The organism is Streptomyces sp. Q6, assembly GCF_036967205.1.
Lineage (GTDB): Bacteria > Actinomycetota > Actinomycetes > Streptomycetales > Streptomycetaceae > Streptomyces > Streptomyces citrinus.
Map to the genome: position 1 here is coordinate 3884835 of NZ_CP146022.1, position 18617 is coordinate 3903451.

The 18617-nt window shown below is 73.1% G+C and carries 17 protein-coding genes, 1 tRNA gene and 2 pseudogenes; 10 read left to right on the forward strand and 10 right to left on the reverse strand.

Features of this window, described 5'->3' with window-relative positions:
- Nucleotides 1-7 precede the first annotated feature (7 nt).
- From V2W30_RS18075 to V2W30_RS18085, 3 genes and pseudogenes are all read right to left on the reverse strand, one after another.
- Nucleotides 8-1119, reverse strand: a pseudogene (locus V2W30_RS18075) (YncE family protein).
- Nucleotides 1116-1702: pseudogene (locus V2W30_RS18080) on the reverse strand (ankyrin repeat domain-containing protein). Before V2W30_RS18080 ends, V2W30_RS18075 begins: the two co-directional pseudogenes overlap by 4 nt.
- A 180-nt stretch (nucleotides 1703-1882) precedes the next feature.
- Entirely contained in the window at nucleotides 1883-2446 is a 564-nt protein-coding gene (locus V2W30_RS18085; RefSeq protein ID WP_338697850.1) for a heme-binding protein, read from the reverse strand.
- A 331-nt stretch (nucleotides 2447-2777) separates the two neighbouring features.
- On the opposite strand from V2W30_RS18085, the gene V2W30_RS18090 reads away from it, so the two are divergent.
- The 3 genes from V2W30_RS18090 (at nucleotide 2778) to V2W30_RS18100 (ending at nucleotide 5469) form a co-directional block, all read left to right on the forward strand.
- Complete coding sequence (locus V2W30_RS18090; protein ID WP_338703668.1) at nucleotides 2778-3956, forward strand: sensor histidine kinase; 1179 nt, start codon at nucleotides 2778-2780, stop codon at nucleotides 3954-3956.
- Nucleotides 3957-4029: 73 nt separating this feature from the next.
- Nucleotides 4030-4677 carry a response regulator transcription factor gene (locus V2W30_RS18095; protein ID WP_338697852.1) on the forward strand — a complete coding sequence of 216 codons (648 nt, stop codon included), beginning with the start codon at nucleotides 4030-4032 and terminating at the stop codon, nucleotides 4675-4677.
- Between the two features lie 291 nt (nucleotides 4678-4968).
- Complete coding sequence (locus tag V2W30_RS18100; RefSeq protein ID WP_338697854.1) at nucleotides 4969-5469, forward strand: hypothetical protein; 501 nt, start codon at nucleotides 4969-4971, stop codon at nucleotides 5467-5469.
- 27 nt (nucleotides 5470-5496) lie between these two features.
- Here V2W30_RS18100 and V2W30_RS18105 read toward each other — a convergent pair whose 3' ends face one another.
- Nucleotides 5497-6180, reverse strand: a complete 684-nt coding sequence (locus V2W30_RS18105; protein ID WP_338697856.1) for a pentapeptide repeat-containing protein — start codon at nucleotides 6178-6180, stop codon at nucleotides 5497-5499.
- Between the two features lie 197 nt (nucleotides 6181-6377).
- Here V2W30_RS18105 and V2W30_RS18110 point away from each other — a divergent pair, with 197 nt between their 5' ends.
- Nucleotides 6378-7649, forward strand: a complete 1272-nt coding sequence (locus tag V2W30_RS18110; RefSeq protein ID WP_338697858.1) for an NAD(P)-binding protein — start codon at nucleotides 6378-6380, stop codon at nucleotides 7647-7649.
- 55 nt (nucleotides 7650-7704) lie between these two features.
- Entirely contained in the window at nucleotides 7705-8721 is a 1017-nt protein-coding gene (locus V2W30_RS18115; protein ID WP_338697860.1) for a zinc-binding dehydrogenase, read from the forward strand.
- Nucleotides 8722-8774: 53 nt separating this feature from the next.
- Here the strand turns inward: V2W30_RS18115 and V2W30_RS18120 are convergent, their stop codons facing one another.
- Together V2W30_RS18120 and V2W30_RS18125 are read right to left on the reverse strand one after the other, a co-directional pair.
- A complete protein-coding gene (locus tag V2W30_RS18120; protein WP_338697861.1) occupies nucleotides 8775-9254 on the reverse strand; it encodes a GNAT family N-acetyltransferase in 480 nt (159 codons plus the stop codon).
- Nucleotides 9255-9276: 22 nt separating this feature from the next.
- A complete protein-coding gene (locus V2W30_RS18125; RefSeq protein ID WP_338697862.1) occupies nucleotides 9277-10176 on the reverse strand; it encodes an aminoglycoside phosphotransferase family protein in 900 nt (299 codons plus the stop codon).
- Nucleotides 10177-10209: 33 nt separating this feature from the next.
- Between V2W30_RS18125 and V2W30_RS18130 the strand changes: the two genes are divergently transcribed.
- Nucleotides 10210-10866 (forward strand): rhomboid-like protein, encoded by a 657-nt coding sequence (locus V2W30_RS18130; protein ID WP_338703669.1) that lies wholly within the window; start codon nucleotides 10210-10212, stop codon nucleotides 10864-10866.
- Here the strand turns inward: V2W30_RS18130 and V2W30_RS18135 are convergent.
- A complete protein-coding gene (locus V2W30_RS18135) occupies nucleotides 10863-11600 on the reverse strand; it encodes a DsbA family protein (protein ID WP_338697864.1) in 738 nt (245 codons plus the stop codon). The two genes, V2W30_RS18130 and V2W30_RS18135, sit on opposite strands and share 4 nt — an antisense overlap.
- Nucleotides 11601-11763: 163 nt before the next feature.
- Here V2W30_RS18135 and V2W30_RS18140 point away from each other — a divergent pair, with 163 nt between their 5' ends.
- Complete coding sequence (locus tag V2W30_RS18140; protein ID WP_338697865.1) at nucleotides 11764-13185, forward strand: FAD-dependent oxidoreductase; 1422 nt, start codon at nucleotides 11764-11766, stop codon at nucleotides 13183-13185.
- Between the two features lie 328 nt (nucleotides 13186-13513).
- Here the strand turns inward: V2W30_RS18140 and V2W30_RS18145 are convergent, their stop codons facing one another.
- Together V2W30_RS18145 and V2W30_RS18150 are read right to left on the reverse strand one after the other, a co-directional pair.
- Nucleotides 13514-13792, reverse strand: a complete 279-nt coding sequence (locus tag V2W30_RS18145; protein ID WP_338697866.1) for a hypothetical protein — start codon at nucleotides 13790-13792, stop codon at nucleotides 13514-13516.
- A 71-nt stretch (nucleotides 13793-13863) separates the two neighbouring features.
- A tRNA-Thr gene (locus V2W30_RS18150) sits at nucleotides 13864-13937 on the reverse strand.
- 214 nt (nucleotides 13938-14151) lie between these two features.
- On the opposite strand from V2W30_RS18150, the gene V2W30_RS18155 reads away from it, so the two are divergent.
- The 3 genes from V2W30_RS18155 to V2W30_RS18165 all read left to right on the forward strand — a co-directional run bounded on the left by V2W30_RS18155 (nucleotide 14152) and on the right by V2W30_RS18165 (nucleotide 16802).
- Nucleotides 14152-15288, forward strand: a complete 1137-nt coding sequence (locus V2W30_RS18155) for a sn-glycerol-3-phosphate ABC transporter ATP-binding protein UgpC (RefSeq protein WP_338697867.1) — start codon at nucleotides 14152-14154, stop codon at nucleotides 15286-15288.
- 221 nt (nucleotides 15289-15509) lie between these two features.
- Nucleotides 15510-15968: a hypothetical protein gene (locus tag V2W30_RS18160; RefSeq protein ID WP_338697868.1), complete on the forward strand. Its 459-nt coding sequence runs from the start codon at nucleotides 15510-15512 to the stop codon at nucleotides 15966-15968.
- 69 nt (nucleotides 15969-16037) lie between these two features.
- The gene (locus tag V2W30_RS18165; RefSeq protein ID WP_338697869.1) at nucleotides 16038-16802 is read left to right on the forward strand and encodes a nucleotidyltransferase family protein; all 765 of its coding nucleotides are present in this window, start codon (nucleotides 16038-16040) and stop codon (nucleotides 16800-16802) included.
- Nucleotides 16803-16888: 86 nt separating this feature from the next.
- On the opposite strand, the gene V2W30_RS18170 is transcribed toward V2W30_RS18165, so the two are convergent.
- Nucleotides 16889-18520: a DoxX family protein gene (locus tag V2W30_RS18170; protein WP_338697870.1), complete on the reverse strand. Its 1632-nt coding sequence runs from the start codon at nucleotides 18518-18520 to the stop codon at nucleotides 16889-16891.
- Nucleotides 18521-18617: the final 97 nt, after the last annotated feature.

Genomic DNA, 18617 nt, shown 5'->3' on the forward strand with positions numbered 1-18617 from the left:
GGCCCGGCTACAGCACGGCTATGCCCAACGGCCGTTCCCCGGCGGCCAGTCTGCGGGTGTCGCCGCTGCCGAGGTCGACGACGGTGATGCCGTTCCAGTAGCCGTCGCGGGTGAAGCCGCCGGTGACGTACGCGGTGCGGCCGTCGGCGGAGACGGCGACGTCCTCGTGCGGCCCTTCGAGCGGGACGACCTTCTCCTTGCCGTCCTTCGTCCGCACCGTCAGGGAGGGGCCCTCGTCCTCGGCCGGGTCGATCGGGCCCGTGCCGACGGCGAGCAGGGTGCCGTCGGGGGTGATCGTCACGCCGTGCTGATGGGTGTCGGCCGTCATCCGCTCGACGGTCGAGCGGCCGGTCCGCGGGTCGAGCACGACGAGCCGCTCGCCCTCGAAGGGCAGCAGCAGCTTGCCGTCGGACGGCCGGACGGCGGCGTAGTGCGGCTTGAGCCAGGAGCCGAGGCCGCCCTCGGTGCCGTAGGGGGCGACCTCGATGCGGCGCGTGTCGTGCGTGCGCGCGTCGACGACCGTGACGTCGAACGAGTCGTGGTCGGTCGCGTACACCTCCCGGCCGTCGCGCGACACGTCGACGTCGAAGGGGCGGCGGCCGACATCCGTGGTGTCGGTGACCGTCCGCGTCCTGGTGTCGATGGTCTCCAACGCGCCCGCTCCGCCCGGGACGTTGACGCCCACGTACACGTGCTCGCCGTCGGGCGCGAGGGCGATGCCCATGCCGCCGCCGCGGTACTCGCCGTCGGTCACGGGGCCCAGGTTCCGCGTCTCGTACGGGACGAGGTCCATACGCTCGCGGGTCGCCGTGTCGACGACGGCGACGCCCTCGGCGGTGGCGACCCAGGCGCGCCCGTCGGCGCCGACGGCCAGGCCGTAGGGGGCCCGGCCGACCTTCACCGAGTCGACGGGGCCCCGGTCCGGGTCGACGAAGGTGACGGTGTCGGCACCGAAGTCGGCGACGAGCAGCGTGCCGTCCGGGGTACGGCCCGAGGGGCGGGCGCGGCCGAAGTGGCCTGGTCCGTGAGCCGGTCGGCGGGCTCGGCCTCGTCCCGCGTCGCCGCGCAGCCGGTGGCGAGCACGGCGGCGGCCAGGGCGGCGAGGGCCGCGCGCCTCACCGTACGGCCCTCAGCAGACCGGCGATCTCGGGAAGCCGCGCCGCTCGGCGTGGTCGAGCGGCGTGAGGCCGTCGCCGTCGGGCAGGCCGGGCGTCGCGCCCGCGGTGATGAGCAGCTCCACGATCTCCTGGTGCGCGCGGCCGCCGTCGCCGAGGATCACGGCCTCCAGGAGGGCGGTCCAGCCCAGCCGGTTGACGTGGTCGACGTCGATGTCGGTCTCGCGCAGCACGGCCCGTACGTAGTCGACGTGGCCGCGCTCGGAGGCGGGGATGAGGGAGACGCCGCCGAACCGGTTGGTGACCTTCAGGTCCGGGCGGGCGGGCAGCAGCGTCCGCATCATGGCGACGCTGCCGGTGACACCCGTGACCAGCCAGGCGCTGTCGTCACGGTCGTCCTGCGCGTTCGGATCGGCACCGGCCGCGACGAGGATCTCGGCCGCGGCCACGTGGTCGTTCAACGCGGCGAGCAGCAAAGGGGTGCGGCGGTGGGCGTCGCGGGCCTCGGGGTCGGCGCCCGCGGCGAGGGCGGCGCGGACGGCCGCGGCGTCGCCGGTGCGGGCCGCTTCCAGCAGGGTGCGGTTCATCGGGACCTTCCGAGTGAGGCGGCGGGGCTGGAGCACCGCTCCGCCCACGCGCCGTCGCAGGTGTTGTGTCATGGGCGGGTGCCACACCATCGTGGTTGCTCGCGCGGTTCCCCGCGCCCCGGGACGCGCACCTTCGGTGCGGCGTCCCGGGGGCCGGCGGGGAAACCTGCCGGGTACGTCCTACTTCGCCAGCTCGGCCACGCCGGCCTGGGCGAACTTCTCGTCCAGATCGCCGGACGGGGCGCCCGCGACGCCGATGCCGGCGATCGGGGCGTTGTCGGCGGTGACCGGGGCGCCGCCGGCGAGGAACAGCGTGCCGGGGATGTCCTTCAGGGTCGGGGCCGACTCCAGGCGCTTGGTCAGCTCCGAGGTGGGGGCGTTCCACGAGACGGCGGTGAACGCCTTCTTCTCGGCCGCCTCGTAGGACTGCGGGCCCGCGCCGTCGCCGCGCAGGGTCAGGATCGTGTTGCCGTTGCGGTCGACGATCGCGACGGAGACCTTCTGGTTCTCCTTCTTCGCGGCGTCGAGGACGGCCTCGGCGGCGTCCTGGGCGGCGTCGATCGTCAGGTGCTTCGTCTGGAGGGTGTTGCCCGCCTTCACCGCGGCGGGCTTGGCGGCGGCCGGAGCGGCGGTGTCGGCGGCGCTCGCCGAGTAGGCGCCGACGCCACCGAGGGCGACGGCCGCGGCGAGGGCGGAGCCGGTGAGGACGCGGGTGCGCTTCGAGACCTTCTTGACGTGCTTCATGAGGAACAACTCCAGGGGGAAAGGGGTGGGGCGGGGTCCGGCTCTCCGGTTCCGCCCGGTCGCCGCCGTCCCGCTCTGACATCAATCCTGGGTCCGGAACCGGCCCGGACCCATCGACGGACCGGTTGGTCGCGGCGTGCCGAGCAGCCGACACCGGGGTCATCCGATCGGTTGACCCCGGGGGCGGACGGCCGGGCGACAATGACAGTGTTTGCCCAGTTCGGAGCCCGTACGTGCAGGGGTCGATGAGGAGGTGGCCGTGGCCGAGGCCAGAAACCCGGTGCGCGCCGCCCGGTCGTACGAGAACGACACCCGGTGGCTGACGGTCGTCATGCACGCCGCGTTCTTCCTGCTGCTCGCCGTCGCCCTCGCACGGTTCCTGCTGCGTCACCCCGGCGGCGCCCGGACGCCCTGGATCATCGCCCTCAGCGTGGTCCTCGCGGTGCTGTACGTCGCCGGTGTCGCCCTCGACAACCCGCGGCGCCGCACGGCCGTGCGGCGGCTCTGGCTGGCCCTGGTGGTCGCGGTGGTCGTCGTGCTCGTCGGCCTCGCGCCGAGCTTCGCCTGGGTCGGGGTCCCGCTCTTCTACACCGGTCTGCGCACCCTGCCCACCCGCGCGGCCCTCGTCCTCGTGGGCCTGCTGACCGTGCTGGTCGTCGCCTCCCAGGTGCGGCTCGCCGGGCGCTGGGACCCGGACCTGGTGCTCGGCCCGCCGGCCGTCTCCGCGCTCGCCGCCGCCGTCTTCCTCCAGATGCAGCGGCAGTCGGCGCGCCAGCGGGCGCTGATCGACGACCTGATCCGTACGCGCCGTGAACTGGCCGCGTCCGAACGCCGCGAGGGCACGCTGGCCGAGCGGCAGCGGCTCTCCATGGAGATCCACGACACCCTCGCGCAGGGCCTGTCGAGCCAGCAGATGCTGTTGCAGGCGGCGGACCGGGTGTGGGACTCGGCGCCGGACAAGGCGCACACGCACGTGCGCACCGCCGCGTCGATCGCCGAGCACAACCTCGTCGAGGCGCGCCGCTTCGTGCACGACCTGGCGCCCGCGGACCTCGCGCGCGGCGGCGGCCTGGAGCAGGCGCTGCGGGCGCTCGCCGGACGGGAGTCGGGCGAGCGGCTGACCGTACGGGTCCACGTCGACGCCGCCGAGAGCGCCCGGGGCGCGGAGCTTCCCGACCGGGTGCGGTCGGGCCTGCTGCGGATCGCGCAGGGCGCGCTGGCCAACGTACGGGAGCACTCCGGTGCGACCACGGCGGCGGTGACGCTGACGCTGCTCGACGACGACCGGGCGCTGCTCGACATCGCCGACGACGGCCACGGCTTCGACCCGGCGGCGGTGTCCGCGGCTCCCTCCGGCGTACGGGGCCACGGTCTTCCGGCGATCCGGGCGCGGGTCCACCAGCTCGGCGGCACCCTGACGATCGAGTCGGCCCCCGGCGAGGGGACGGTCCTCTCGGTCTCGGTCCCGCTCGGATCCGTCTCGGTCCCCCTCGAACCACGGGCCCCTTGAGGAGCGCGGGGGACCACCCCGCCCCGCCACGACGGCGCCCGACCCGACCGCACCCACCAGGAGGCACCACCACATGACCGGCCCCGCCGAGCCGCCCACCCGGATCCTGCTCTGCGACGACCACGTGGTCGTGCGGGCCGGGCTGCTCGCCCTCCTGGACAGCGCCCCGGACATCGAGGTCGTCGGCGAGGCGGGCACCGGCGAGGAGGCCGTCGCCCTCGCCGCGAAACTGTCCCCGGACGTGGTCCTGATGGACCTCCAGCTCGGCGACGGCATCGACGGCGTCGAGACGACCCGCCGCCTCACGTCCGCCGACCCGGGCGGCAGACCCCACGTCCTCGTCCTCACCACGTACGACACCGACGCCGACATCACCCGCGCCATCGAGGCCGGCGCCACGGGCTACCTCCTGAAGGCCGAGCGCCCGGAGGAACTGTTCGCCGCGATCCACGCCGCCGCTCAGGGCCGTACGACGCTGTCCGCCCCGGTCGCCAGCCGCGTCATGGCCAACATGCGCAAGCCGCGGCCCACCCTCACCGACCGCGAGCGCGACATCCTCGCCCAGCTCGCGCACGGGCTCGGCAACCGGGACATCGCCAAGGCCCTGTTCATCAGCGAGGCCACCGTGAAGACGCACCTCGGCCGGATCTACGACAAGCTCGGCGTCGACACCCGGGCGGGCGCGGTCGCGGTGGCGAAGGAGCAACGACTGCTGCCCTGAGCCCGGCGACTCCCCTCAGCCCCGCGACTCCCCTCAGCCCCGCCGCCCACGAGCCAGGGTCCGCCGCCCGCGAGCCAGGGTCCGGCGCCCGCGAGCCAGGGTCCGGCGCCCGTGAGCCGGGGCCCGCCGCCCGCGAGCCGCGGTCCGGCGCCCGTGAACCGAGGCCCGCCCCCACAAGCCGCGATCCGGCGCCCGCGAGCCACGGCCCGCCGCCCGCGAACCAAGGCCCGCCCCCAGCCACGGCCCGGCTCCCGTGCGCCCGGGTCCGGCGCCCGTGACACCATCTCCTACGTGCTCGACATCGGTTACGCCCTCTCCCGCCGCTTCCCGGACCCGCCGCAGACGGACTACCGGCGCGCGGACGTCCACGCGCTGCGCCACGACCTGTTCTGCGGCGACGTGTACCTGGCCGACACCAAGGCCGACCGGGAGCTGTCCACAGCCTGGGGATGGGTGCCGGTGCTCGACTTCGCGTGGGCGCTGTGCGACATCGTGGAGCGCGTCGACCGCGACCCGCGCGGCAGCCGCTCCGCGACCCCCCAGTACGCGGAGCTCGACTTCACGGAGTCGACCGACCGCATGCTGTTCGAGCGCCGCTTCGGCTGGGTCGACATCGAGGCCGACTGGATGCCGGGCGACGAGCCGCCGCTGACCTTCTCCCACTCCGAACTCCGCCGCGAGGCACGGGACTTCCTGCACGACCTGATCGCCGACCTCACGGACATGCACGAGGACCTGGCGGACAACCCGGCGATCTGGGACCTCCAGGGCCGCTTCCCCCGCGTGAAGTAACAGCGCTCCTCAGGGCGCCCGTCCCCCTCAGTTCCCCTCCACCCGCACCCCCAGGAACCCCGCGAACACCGGTGCCAGGTCGAGGAGTTGCGACGTGGAGATCACGGCACCGCCGAGCCGGTCCACCCCCCGGGCGATGTCCAGCTCCGCCGCGTCCCGCAGGTCGACGTCCGTCAGCGTCACCCCGGTGAGGTCGACGCCCTTCAGGACACACCCCGCGAACTCCACCCGCTCCAGCTTCGCTCCCCCGAAGTCCGGCTCCACCAGGACGCACCCCTCGAAGACCACGTCCTTCAGCCTGGCCTTGCGCAGATTCAGGTAGTCGATCTTCCCGCCCCGGATCACCACCCGCTCCAGGACGGCCCCGTGCAGCTGCACCCCGCCGAGCCGCGCGTCCACCAGCTCCACGTCCCGCAGCGTCGCCCCCGCCAGGTCCGTGCCCACACCCCGCACGCCGGTCAGCGTCGAGTCCAGGATCCGCGCCCGCGCCAGCCCCGTCCCGTCGAGACCGCACCCCTCGATCGCGCAGTCCATGAACCGCGCCCCGATCCCCTCCTGCCCCGCGAAGTCCGCGTCGCGGATCTCCACGCCGTCGTAATCCCCGTCCGGCTCAAGGCCGGCCCCGTCCTCCCACGGCACCAGAGGAGGCAGCCGCACCTCCGGCCGCCGCGCCTTCTTCACCTTCGCCGCCGCACCACGCCTGTCCGCCATGCCCCCATGCTGCACGCCCCCACTGACAATCCCCCAGCCACACCCCTGACCTGCGCCGACTCCCCCGATGTCACATTCGGGCCCCGCGGATCGGTCGTACGGAGGAAGGACACACGCGAAGCCGGAGCAGCACTCCGCACGACAGCGACAGCACCCCGCAGGACAGCGCACCGCCCACGCCAGGCAGGAGTCGGAACATGCCCCGCAGCACCCCCGCCCGTGCCCACACCGACACGCACGCGCACACGCACACGCACGCCCATGACGCCCGCACCTCCACCCCCCGCTCCGCCTCCGCCCCCACCCTCACCGTCATCGGCGGCGGTTTCGCCGGGCTGACCGCCGCGATCACCGCCGCCGAGGCCGGCGCCCGCGTCACCCTCCACGAGGCGCACCACACCCTCGGCGGCCGGGCCCGCACCGCCGACGCCCCGTACCTGACCCACGAAGGCCCGCACGCCCTCTACAGCGGCGGCCCGCACTGGACCTGGCTCGCGCAGCGCGACCTGCTCGGACCCCTCGCCCCGATCCCGCTCCTCGAAGGCGGCCGCCTACGCTTCCACCGTGACGGGGCCCTGCGCCGCACGCCCCCCGCGGCCCTCCTGCGCCTGCTGGTCCGCAGTCCCCGACAGGCTCCCGTGGACGAGGACTTCACGACGTGGGCCACCCGCCTCGTCGGCGCCGCCGGAGCCCGCGCCGCCGCGCACTACACGGCGGTCGCCCTCTTCCACCACGACCCCGGCTCGCTCTCCGCCCGCTTCGTGCAGGAGCGCCTGCGCCGCACCGCCAAGGTCCCGCCCGAGGCCCGCTATCCGGTCGGCGGCTGGTCGTCGGTCATCGACCGGATGGCGGCCCGCGCCTGGAACCTGGGCGTGCGCGTGGAGACCCTGAGCCGCGTCGACGAGGTGCCCGCCCACGGCCCCGTGGTCGTCGCCACGTCCCTGGACGCCGCACGCCGCCTCCTGCGCGACGACTCCCTCGTCTGGGACAGCGGCCGGACGACACTGATCGACCTGGCCGTCCGCGGCCGCCGCGGCGACGCCTTCGCGGTCTCGGGCCTGGACTTCCCGGCCTGGCTGGAACGGTTCACGGCGCAGGACAAGTCCCTCGCCCCGCACGGCGAGAGCCTGATCCAGGGGCAGGTCCCGATCGCGCCGGGCGAGTCGAAGGCCGACGGCTCCGCCCGCGCGGACCGCCTCCTCGATCTCGCGTTCCCCGGCTGGCGCGGGCGGACGACGTGGCGCCGCGACGCCGTCGCCCAGGGCCGCACCGGCGCCCTGGACCGCCCCGGCACGACGTGGCGGGACCGCCCGGCGATCGACCGGGGCGACGGCGTCCACCTCGCCGGCGACATGGTCGCGGCCCCGGGCGTCCTGTCCGAGGTCTCCTTCACCAGCGCCCTGGAGGCGACCACGCTGGCCCTGCGCGCCCGGATCCGCCGCCCCGGCCTTGACCTCAACCGCGCTTGAGGTCGAAGACTGGCGGCCCGGCCCCAACGGCCCCGGACACTTCACGGGAGCGCCCATGCACGCCATCCGTCTGCACGCCTTCGGCCCCGCCGAGAACCTCACGTACGAGAAGACCGACGACCCCGAGCCGGGCCCCGGCCAGGTCCGGATCGCGGTCGCGGCGGCGGGCGTCCACCTGCTCGACACGGCGCTGCGCGGCGGCACCAGGGGTCCGCTCCCCCAGCTCCCCGACCTGCCCACGATCCCCGGCCGCGAGGTCGCGGGCACCGTGGAGTCGCTCGGCCCGGACACCGACCCGTCCTGGCTGGGCAAGCGGGTCGTCGCCCACCTCGGCTTCGCGCCCGGCGGCTATGCCGAACTCGCCGTCACGGACACCGCCCGGCTGCACGAGATCCCGCCGAACCTGGACGCGGCACAAGCCGTCGCCATGATCGGCACGGGCCGTACGGCGCTGGGCATCCTCAACTTCACGACGGTCACGCCCGACACCGTCGCCCTGGTCCCCGCCGCGGCCGGCGGCATCGGCACGCTCCTCGTGCAGTACGTGAAGCACGCGGGCGGCACGGTCGTCGGCCTGGCGGGCGGCCCCGCGAAGACGGCCCAGGTCGAGGCGAACGGCGCCGACCTCGCCCTCGACTACAAGGAGCCCGACTGGCCGACCCGGGCAGCGGAGTTCCTCTCCGCACGCGGCCTGCGCGCCACCGTCCTCTTCGACGGCGTCGGCGGCGCCACGGCCACCGCCGCCCTCGACCTCCTCGGCCCCGGCGGACAGCACCTCATCTTCGGCTGGTCGGAACAGGGCATCGGCGACGACGGCGGCCCGCTCCTGCTCGACGAGGACGAACTCACCCGCCGGTCGATCACCCAGGAACAGGTCCTCGGCCCCGCGATGATGCGCAAGGCGGGCGGCGGCGACAACCCCGTACGCACCCTCGAACTGGCCGCCCTCGCCCAGGCCGCGAGCGGCACCCTCATCCCGGCCGTGCACCGCTTCCCCCTCGCGGAAGCCGCCGCCGCCCACCGCGCCCTGGAGACGCGCGGCACCACGGGAAAGGTCGTCCTGGAACCGTAGAACCCCGCCGAACGAACCGCACCAGCCGCATCGGGCGGGCCGGCCGAACCGGCTCAGCCGGCCGAACCCAGCGCGCCGAGCGCCCCGTCCGTCAGCCGGTACACCGTCCACTCGTCCTGCGCCCGCGCCCCGAGCGCCCGGTAGAAGTCGATCGACGGCTCGTTCCAGTCCAGGACCGACCACTCCAGGCGCTCGTAGCCGCGCGCCACGCAGATCCGCGCCAGCTCCGTCAGCAGCGCCTTGCCGTGGCCGGCCCCGCGTGCCGCGGGGCGCACGTACAGGTCCTCCAGGTAGATGCCGTGGACCCCGCGCCACGTCGAGAAGTTGAGGAACCAGAGGGCGAAGCCGACGGGTTCGCCGGTCGTGTCGTCCTCGGCGATGTGCGCGAAGGCGGCGGGCCGCTCCCCGAACAGCGCCTCGCGCAGTTGTTCCTCGGTGGCCCGCGCCTCGTCCAACGCCTTCTCGTAGTCGGCGAGTTCGCGGACCATGGCGTGGATGACGGGGACATCGGCGGATGTGGCGTGACGGATCATGCGCGCAGGGTACCGCCGCAGGTCACGCCCGTAGCCGCCGCGCGATCTCCAGCCCGTCCGCGGCGAGCGGGCGGCCGTCCTCCACGTCCCACAGGGCGTTCTGCAACACCCGCCCGAGCGTCCACGCCCTGGCCCGCTCCCGGTCGAGGCCGAGGACGTGGGTCATCGCCTCGAACCGCCACACCACCTCGTCCGGCTCGAAGCGGTTGTCGAGCGCGGGCCACAGGTCGAACCCCGGGTCCCCGGCGAGCGGCTTCGGGTCGATCGCCACCCACGGCCCGCGCTCGGCGGTCTCCCGGGGCGCCAGCACGTTCTCGAAGTGCAGGTCCCAGTGCAGGAGCCGGTCCCCTGGCTCGTCCACGACCTCCCGCACCGCGGCCGCGCAGTCCGCCACGATCCCCCGCTCGACCGGGTCGGCGAGCCGCCCCAGCGCGTCCGGTGTGTCGGCGAGCATCTGCCGCGCGACGTCCGACAGGCGCCGCATGCCGTCCGGGGCGGCGCCCGCCGTGAGCCGCGCGAGCAGGTCCGCGACGACGAGCACCGCCTTCCGCGAGTCCTCGACGCCGCTCAGCGTCCGCCCCGCGTCGAGCCGTTCGAGCAGCATCGTGCCGGTGCCGTGCGTGGCGTCGCGGTCGAGGAGCCGCACCGCGCCGTCGCCGTCCCACACCCGCAGCGCGACCGGTTCGCCCTCGGTCTCCTCGTCGAGGACCTGGAACTTCACCACGGCCGGGACGCCGTCCGCCGCCCGCACCACGGGCAGCACCAGCGCGGCCATCCCGTGCATCGCGGCGCCGTCCGGCCGCAGGTCCCAGCGCTCCAGGAACTCCTCGACCCGCGCGGGCAGCGCCGCGATGAAGGCGCGGCCCGCCTCTCCCGCGTACGTGTGCTGCGACTCCACCAGGCCGTCCGGAATGTCGATCACGGCGCCGACCCTACCGACGTGCCTCAATCAGCCATGCGTCATTTTCCGCACCGCGTGAGGGCCTACGTCCGCAGCGCGCCCGGCACGTACATCTGGCTGGCCGCGCTGTTCGTCACCACGGTCGCCGTGCACCACATGAGCCCCGACTTCGAGCAGGAGTTCCTGCGCCAGCGCTCCACGAACCTGCACGAGCTGACGGAGGACCCGGTCCGGGTCCTGGTCTCGTCGGCGTTCTGGATCGACGGCGGCAGCTGGTGGCCGTACGCCGTGCTCTACACGGTCTTCCACGCGCAGGCGGAACGCTGGCTCGGTACGGCCCGCTGGCTCGGGGTCGCCGCCGCCGCGCACATCCTCGCGACGCTGATCAGCGAGGGCGCCCTGCTCTGGGCGATCCGGCACGGTCACGCGCCCGCCTCATCGATCAACACGCTCGATGTCGGCGTGAGTTACGCCCTCGCGGGCATCGTCGCGGTCCTCACGTACCGGATCGCGTCGCCCTGGCGCTACGGGTATCTGGCGGGCGTCCTCGTCGTCTACGGCAGCCCGCTGATCACCGGCCGCACGTTCACCGACCTCGGCCATTTCACGTCGGTCCTGATCGGTCTGGCCTGCCACCCGCTGGTACGGGACCGGGGCGCGCCCTGGAACCCGTTCCGTCGGCGGGTCGAGACCGGCGCGGGGCACGTCTAGCCGATCCCGGCGTCCTTCAGCACCGCCGCGAACGACGTCTGCCCGTACATCGCGTCCTCACCGCCGCCCGCCTTCTTCCCGTCGATCAGGACGGTCGGCGTGCCCCGCACCCCGTCGTCGCGGAACGCCCGCATCGCGTCATCGACCCACGTCTCGTACGAGCCGTCGTTCACGGCCCGGTCGAAGGCGTCGGAGCGCAGCCCGTCCACCGTGTCCGCGACCTTGAGGAGGAAGGCGTCGGTGTACGCGTCCACGGACTCGTCGTCGGGCTGGTTGGCGAAGACGGCGGCGTGGAACTCGGGGAACTTCCCGGCGTCCACGGAGGCGCGCAGCGCGTTCGCGGCGTTCACCGAACCGGAGCCGCCGAGGTTCTTGTCGAGGAACGACGCGATCGTGTACTCGACCTTCACGTCACCGTCGGCCACCGGCCCGACCAGCGCCCGCGCCCCGCCCTCCTCGAACTTCTTGCAGTACGGGCAGCGGGCGTCCTCGTAGACCCGCACCGTGTGCGGCGCGTCCGCGTCGCCGACCGTGACGACGGCACCGTCCACCCGGGCGGGCACCCCGGCGAGCCCGCCCGGATCGGCGACGGCCCGCACCTCGGCGGGCCTGGAGTCCCCGAAGTCCTCGGCCGCCCCGGACCTCACCCCCGCACCGCTCGAACAGGCGGCGACCGCCACCCCGAGCCCCAGGGCCAGGGCAGCCGCCCCCGCGCCACGCACCGCGCTCCGCATACCAAAAGCCTCCCGAGTCATACAAAGCGTCCGGAATCGTTCCGATCACCCCAACTTACGCACGCCTTACGCCGGTTCGGCCCGCCGAAGGACCCGATCCGCCGGGACCAAGGGCCCCGCCCCCCTGCCGCGACGCCCCTCCCGCCCAGTAACGTCCACCGCCATGAGCAGCTCGAACAACGCGACGGCGACGGTCAACGGCGGCATATCGTTCTGGTACGCCCGGAATCAGGGCGTCGGCATCCCCGTCGCCCGCGAGCCCCTGTCCGGCGACGCGAGCGCCGACGTGGTCATCGTCGGCGGCGGCTACACCGGCCTGTGGACGGCGTACTACCTGAAGAAGGCCGCGCCCTTCCTGCGCATCACCGTCCTGGAGCAGAAGTTCTGCGGCTACGGCGCCTCGGGCCGCAACGGCGGCTGGCTCTACAACGGCATCGCGGGCCGCGACCGCTACGCCAAGCTCCACGGCCACGACGCGGCGGTCCGCCTCCAGCAGGCGATGAACGACACGGTGACCGAGGTCATCGACGTGGCGCGCGCCGAGTCCATCGACGCGGACATCCACCACGGCGGCGTCCTCGAAGTCGCCTACACCCCGGCCCAGTTGGCCCGCCTCAAGGCCTTCCACGCGACGGAGCTGAGCTACGGCGAGAAGGAACGCACCCTGCACGGCGCCCGCGAGACGGCGGAGCGCGTCCGGGTCGCGGGCGCGGTCGGCTCGACGTGGACCCCGCACGGCGCCCGCCTGCACCCGGTGAAGCTCGTCCAGGGACTGGCGCGGGCGGTCGAGGAGCTCGGCGTCACCATCCACGAGTCGACCCCGGTCACCGAGATCAAGCCGAAGCACGCGACGACCCCGTACGGCACGGTCCGCGCCCCCTACATCCTGCGCTGCACGGAGGGCTTCACGGCGTCCCTCAAGGGCCAGCGCCGCACCTGGCTCCCCATGAACTCCTCGATGATCGCGACGGAGCCGCTGCCGGCGGACGTCTGGGAGTCGATCGGCTGGGAGGGCCGCGAGACGCTGGGCGACATGGCCCACGCGTACATGTACGCGCAGCGCACGGCGGACGACCGCATCGCACTCGGCGGCCGGGGGGTCCCGTACCGCTTCGGCTCGCGCACGGACAACGACGGCCGCACCCAGCCCCGCACGGTCGAGGCCCTGTACTCCATCCTGACCCGCTTCTTCCCGCAGCTGGCCGGCGTCGAGGTCGCCCACGCCTGGTCCGGCGTCCTCGGCGTCCCCCGCGACTGGTGCGCCACGGTCACCCTCGACCGCTCGACGGGCCTCGGCTGGGCGGGCGGCTACGTGGGCTCCGGCGTGGCGACGGCGAACCTGGCGGCCCGCACCCTGCGCGATCTGGTCCAGCAGGACTCGGGCCAGTCGGGCCCCACCGACCTGACCGCCCTTCCCTGGGTCGACCACAAGGTCCGCAAGTGGGAGCCCGAGCCGTTCCGCTGGCTCGGCGTCCACGGCATGTACGCGACCTATTACGCCGCCGACCGTCGCGAACTGACCACCCACACCCCGGACTCCTCCCGCCTGGCCAAGGCGGCGGACCGGGTGGCGGGCCGCCACTGACCGGGAGATCACCGACACCCCGCGTCCACTCCGGGCGTCGACCTCAACTCCACCTTCCAGCCTGCGAGTTGTCGTGGACGCCCGGCGCGCCCTGCTTCACTCCCGTGCCGTGGACACCTCGCGGGACGCCGAGGACGGGGTCCGGCACTTCCCCGGCAGGGACCTGCCGCTGTCCGGCGCCTGGCAGGGCCGCGACGCGCTCATCGACGACTTCTTCGTCAAGGGCGCGCCGGAAGGATCACGGAGATCCGCGCGTACGCGGACACCCGCCCCATGGGCCGGGCCCTCTTCGCACCCTGCCGCGCCGGCCGCCGGTGACCGCCGACGGTCAGCGGTCGGCGCACTTCGGGTACGTGGCTCCCTCGGCGCACTTCTCGTAGGCGCTGCTGCTGACGTCGACCTCTTCCTGGTCCCCGCCCTTGGTACGGATCTGGAGCTCGTACTCGGTGTGGCAGCTGCGGGTCTTCTTGCCCTTCTTCTTCGAGCACTCGTGGTCCGTGTCCTTGCTGACGACCGTGCCGGTCACGGACTTCGAGTCGCTGCCGCAGGCCGTCAGCGGCGCGGCCAGCACGACGACGGTGGCGAGGACGGCGAAAGCGCGCTTCATGTGATCTCCCCCCGAGGATGGCGCGAACATCAAAACCCCAGGTCAGAGCGGGCTGGCCTGGGGTTTCACGGAGCCCCCTGTCGGATTCGAACCGACGACCTACGCATTACAAGTGCGTTGCTCTGGCCATCTGAGCTAAGGAGGCAGCCTGAGCAGTGTAACCAAACCAGGCACCCCTCCCCTCGAAAATTTCGGCGAATCTCACAGCCCCGGACCTACTGACAGAACGGGCACCCCCCGGGTACGGTCCGATCAGTTCACTCGTGTGGACTACACCTCTCCGGGAACGCCCGGCGGGGTTCACCACCTTTACTCGGATCGTCCGGCACGTTCCTGCCGGTGAAGGGGGCTTCACAGCCATGGCTTCTGTCACGTTCGACAAGGCGACCCGCGTCTACCCGGGTTCCACCAAGCCCGCGGTCGACGGCCTGGAGATCGAGATCGAGGACGGCGAGTTCCTCGTCCTCGTCGGTCCCTCCGGCTGCGGCAAGTCGACCTCCCTGCGCATGCTCGCGGGTCTCGAGGACGTCAACGGCGGTGCGATCCGCATCGGTGACCGCGACGTCACGCACCTGCCGCCGAAGGACCGGGACATCGCCATGGTGTTCCAGAACTACGCGCTCTACCCGCACATGTCCGTCGCCGACAACATGGGCTTCGCGCTCAAGATCGCCGGCGTGAACAAGGCGGAGATCCGGCAGAAGGTCGAAGAGGCCGCGAAGATCCTCGACCTGACCGAGTACCTGGACCGCAAGCCGAAGGCGCTCTCCGGTGGTCAGCGCCAGCGTGTCGCCATGGGCCGCGCCATCGTGCGTGAGCCCCAGGTGTTCCTCATGGACGAGCCGCTGTCGAACCTCGACGCCAAGCTCCGTGTCTCCACCCGTACGCAGATCGCGTCGCTCCAGCGCCGTCTCGGCATCACCACCGTGTACGTCACGCACGACCAGGTCGAGGCCATGACCATGGGCGACCGCGTCGCCGTCCTGAAGGACGGTCTGCTCCAGCAGGTCGACACCCCGCGCAACATGTACGACCGCCCCGCGAACCTCTTCGTCGCCGGCTTCATCGGCTCCCCGGCCATGAACCTGGTCGAGGTCCCGATCACCGACGGTGGCGTGAAGTTCGGCAACTCGGTCGTCCCGGTCAACCGCGAGGCCCTCAAGGCCGCCGCCGACAAGGGCGACACCACGGTCACGGTCGGTGTCCGTCCGGAGCACTTCGACATCGTCGAGCACGACGGCGAGGCCGTGAAGAGCCTCACGAAGGACGCGAGCGACGCCCCGGCGGGCCTCGCGGTCTCCGTGAACGTCGTCGAGGAGCTCGGCGCCGACGGCTACGTCTACGGCGCTGCCCAGGTCGGCGGCGAGCACAAGGACCTGGTCGTCCGCGTGAACGGCCGCCGGGTCCCGGAGAAGGGCACCCAGCTGCACGTCGTGCCGCGTCCGGGCGAGACCCACGTGTTCGCGACCTCCACGGGCGAGCGCCTCACCGACTGACGCCGGCGCACGCGGCGATCGGCACGCCGCAACTCGTCCGACGGGCCCCGCACTTCGGTGCGGGGCCCGTCGTGCGTCACCTCACGTTGTCGACAAATACCCCGGCAACTCGGACATTTGGACCACCAACGTCAACACGTAAGCATCAAAACGTAATTGATAGTCCCTCATCAGAGTGACTAAATGTCGCCAAATCATCACCTACCGCTACGCTCACTCGCGTGACGCACTCCGCTACCTACACCCAGAAGTCGCGCCGGGCCCCGGGCCGGGGCCCCGCCCGCCGCGCCGCCCGCACGCTCGCCTTCGTCCTGCCGGTGATGCTGGTGCTCTCCGGGACCCTGGCGGTCACCCGAGTCAACTGGTCGGGGGGCTCCTCCGAGTCCATCCTCACAGCTTCCTCACAGGACGTCTCCGCGCGCGCCAAATCGCGCGCCCCCCAGGACGTACTGCGCGACCGTCTTCTCCTGGAGCTCCAGGAGAAGGACCCCGGCACCGCGCTCACCCACCTTCAGCAGGAGGTCGACCGGCGCCCCTCCCTCGCCAAGCACTGCATGTCGATCGCGAAGGCCCTCGGCCGCGCGGCCGTGCAGGCCTACGGACCGGCACGCGCGCAGTCGTACGCCCGCCCGGTCTGCGACACCTCCTTCGCCTCGGGGGTGGCCGGCTTCCGCGCCTGACCGAGCGGGGATGAACCGCCGGACGAACCCGTAGAACGCGACGGGCCGTGCGCACGTACAGTTCCGGTCATGACGACCGCTGAACCGTCCGCGCACGGCCCGCACTCGTATCCGCGCCAGGAGCTCCGCCCCACCCAGGCCGTCGTCCTGGCGGGCGGCCAGGGCTCGCGGCTGCGCCCGTACACCGACGACCGGCCGAAGCCGATGGTGGAGATCCCGGGTACGGGGACGCCGATCATCGGCCACCAGCTGACCTGGCTCGCCGAGGCGGGCGTCACCGACGCCGTCGTCTCCTGCGGCCATCTCGCCGAGGTGCTCCAGGAGTGGCTCGCCTCGGCCGATCTGCCGCTGCGCGTGACCACGGCCGTCGAGAAGGAGCCGCTGGGCCGCGGCGGCGGCCTGAAGTTCGCGGCCTCGCACCTGCCCCACCAGGACCGCCCCTGGTTCGCCACGAACGGCGACATCTGGACCCGCTTCTCGCTCCAGGAGATGGCCGACTTCCACGTGGAGCGCGAGGCCACCGCGACGCTGGCGCTGGCCAGGCCGCGCATCCCGTGGGGCGCCGTCGAGACGAACGCCTTCGGCCACATCACGGACTTCATCGAGGCCCCGCCGTCGCCGTACCTGATCAACGCGGGCGTGTACGTCTTCTCCCCCGAGTTCGCGTCACTGCTCCCGGACACCGGTGACCACGAGCGCACCACGTTCCCGCGCCTGGCCCGCGCCAAGCGCCTGGCCGGCTTCCCCATCCCGCAGGGCGCGTACTGGCGGGCGATCGACACGGCGAAGGACCTCACGGAGGCCGCGAAGGAGCTCGCCGCGCTCACCCGTTGAGCCACCGGCCTTCCTTCGTCCCGTACGCCGATGGGGCCCCGCACCTGCTTGGTGCGGGGCCCCATCGGCGTACGTAAGGAACGGGGTCAGCCGAGCAGGCCGCCCACGAGGCCGGGCTTCTTGCCGCTGTCGGCGCCGCCGCCACCGGACGACGCCCCGCCGTCCGAGGTGCCGCCGGAGGTCGTGCCCCCGGAGGTCGGCCCACTGGTGGTGCTGGTCGGCGGCTGCTGCGGCGTCGTCTGCCGCGGCGGCGCCTGACCGGCGGTGGCGCCCTGCGTCGGGGTCGTCGTCGTACCGCTGCTGGTGCTGCCGGTCGCGGGGGCGGCACCGGGCGAGCTGGCCGCACCGGACGGGCTGGCGGTGGTGCCCTGCGTCGGCGAGTTCGAGGCCGAGGGGCTCGACGACTCGCGGTGCTGCTTGCGGCCCGGCTCCGAGGGGAGCGGCGAGCCCGGCAGTTCATTGCGCGGGGCGTCGCCGGGGCCCGGGGCGGTGACCCGGTCGGCGTCGCGCACGGCGCCACCGAGCAGGGAACCGATGAGCAGCGTGCCGCCGATGACGAGCGTGGCGACGACGGTGCCGCGGCGCAGCACGTACCGGCGCAGCTCCCACAGCGCGGCGCGCGGTCCGAGCCGCCGCCAGGCGCCGCCCGCGAGCCGTCCGTCGATCGAGTAGACGGGGGCGCCCGCGATGATCAGCGGCGACCAGGCGGCGAGGTAGATGATGTCGGGCGCGTCGTACGCGGGGACGGTCTTCCAGCTGACGGTGAGGAGCAGCGCGGCCGAGAGCAGCGCGCCCACGACGGCGGCGACCCGCTGCCAGAGGCCGAGCACGGTCAGGACGCCGACGATGACCTGGAGGAAGGCGATGGCGAGTCCGGCACCCACCGGGTGCTGGAGCGCCCAGTCGCGCATCGGCTCGGCGAGCGCCCAAGGGTGCAGCGAATTCAGCCACTTCACCATGGAGCCGCGCTCGCCGCCGTCGAAGTAGACGGGGTCGCAGAGCTTGCCCATGCCGGCGTAGATGGAGATGAAGCCGAGGAAGACGCGCAGCGGCAGCAGCACGACGCCGAGGTTCATCCGGCGGCCGGGATAGTAGGCGTGCCGGACCGGCCCGTAGCGCCGGGCGGCGGTGCTCTCACTCTCCCTCTCGTCGTCGAAGTCGTCGAACTCGCCGTCTCTGTACCGGACTTGCGCGAGCTCTCCGGAGTCCTCGAAGGCGCTGCCCGACTGCCGCATCTGCGGCAGGATCCGGTTGCCGTCGCCGCCCGGGTGCAGCCCGACGACGGGCGTCTCCTCGGTGGGATCGCCCGAGTAGAGGTCGGTGTCGCGGTCGATGCGCGGAATGACCTGCGTGGCACCGCCTTCGTCCAGGTCCGACGCGCGGCGCGCGCCCTGGAGGAGGCCGCTGGCGGCGAGGTCGCCGCCGCCGCTCATGACGACGGGCCTGCGCCGGGCGCCCGGCGTCCCGGCGGCGGTGATGACAGGGATACGGGTGGTCGCCGCGTCGGCTCCGGGAACGCTCAGGGCGCTCATGTGCCGTGCGATGCGCGGGAGTTGCGTCTGCTGCACCCTGGGGAGCTGCACGCGAAAGCTCGCGTGGTTGACGATGACCTGCGCCGGGTCGCACGGAACCTTCACCATGCTCAGCGCGGGAGCGTCGTCGAAGCCCGACGAGCGGTCCCCCGAGGGTGTGCGGGGCGTTCTGGTGTCCACACTCATCTAACCGAGTGATGTGTGTTTAGGACACTGCCTTGACTGTGCCGATCTGTCCGAGACGCGTCAACGCCGATGAGGGTCCCCGGGCGGGCGCGAGGGA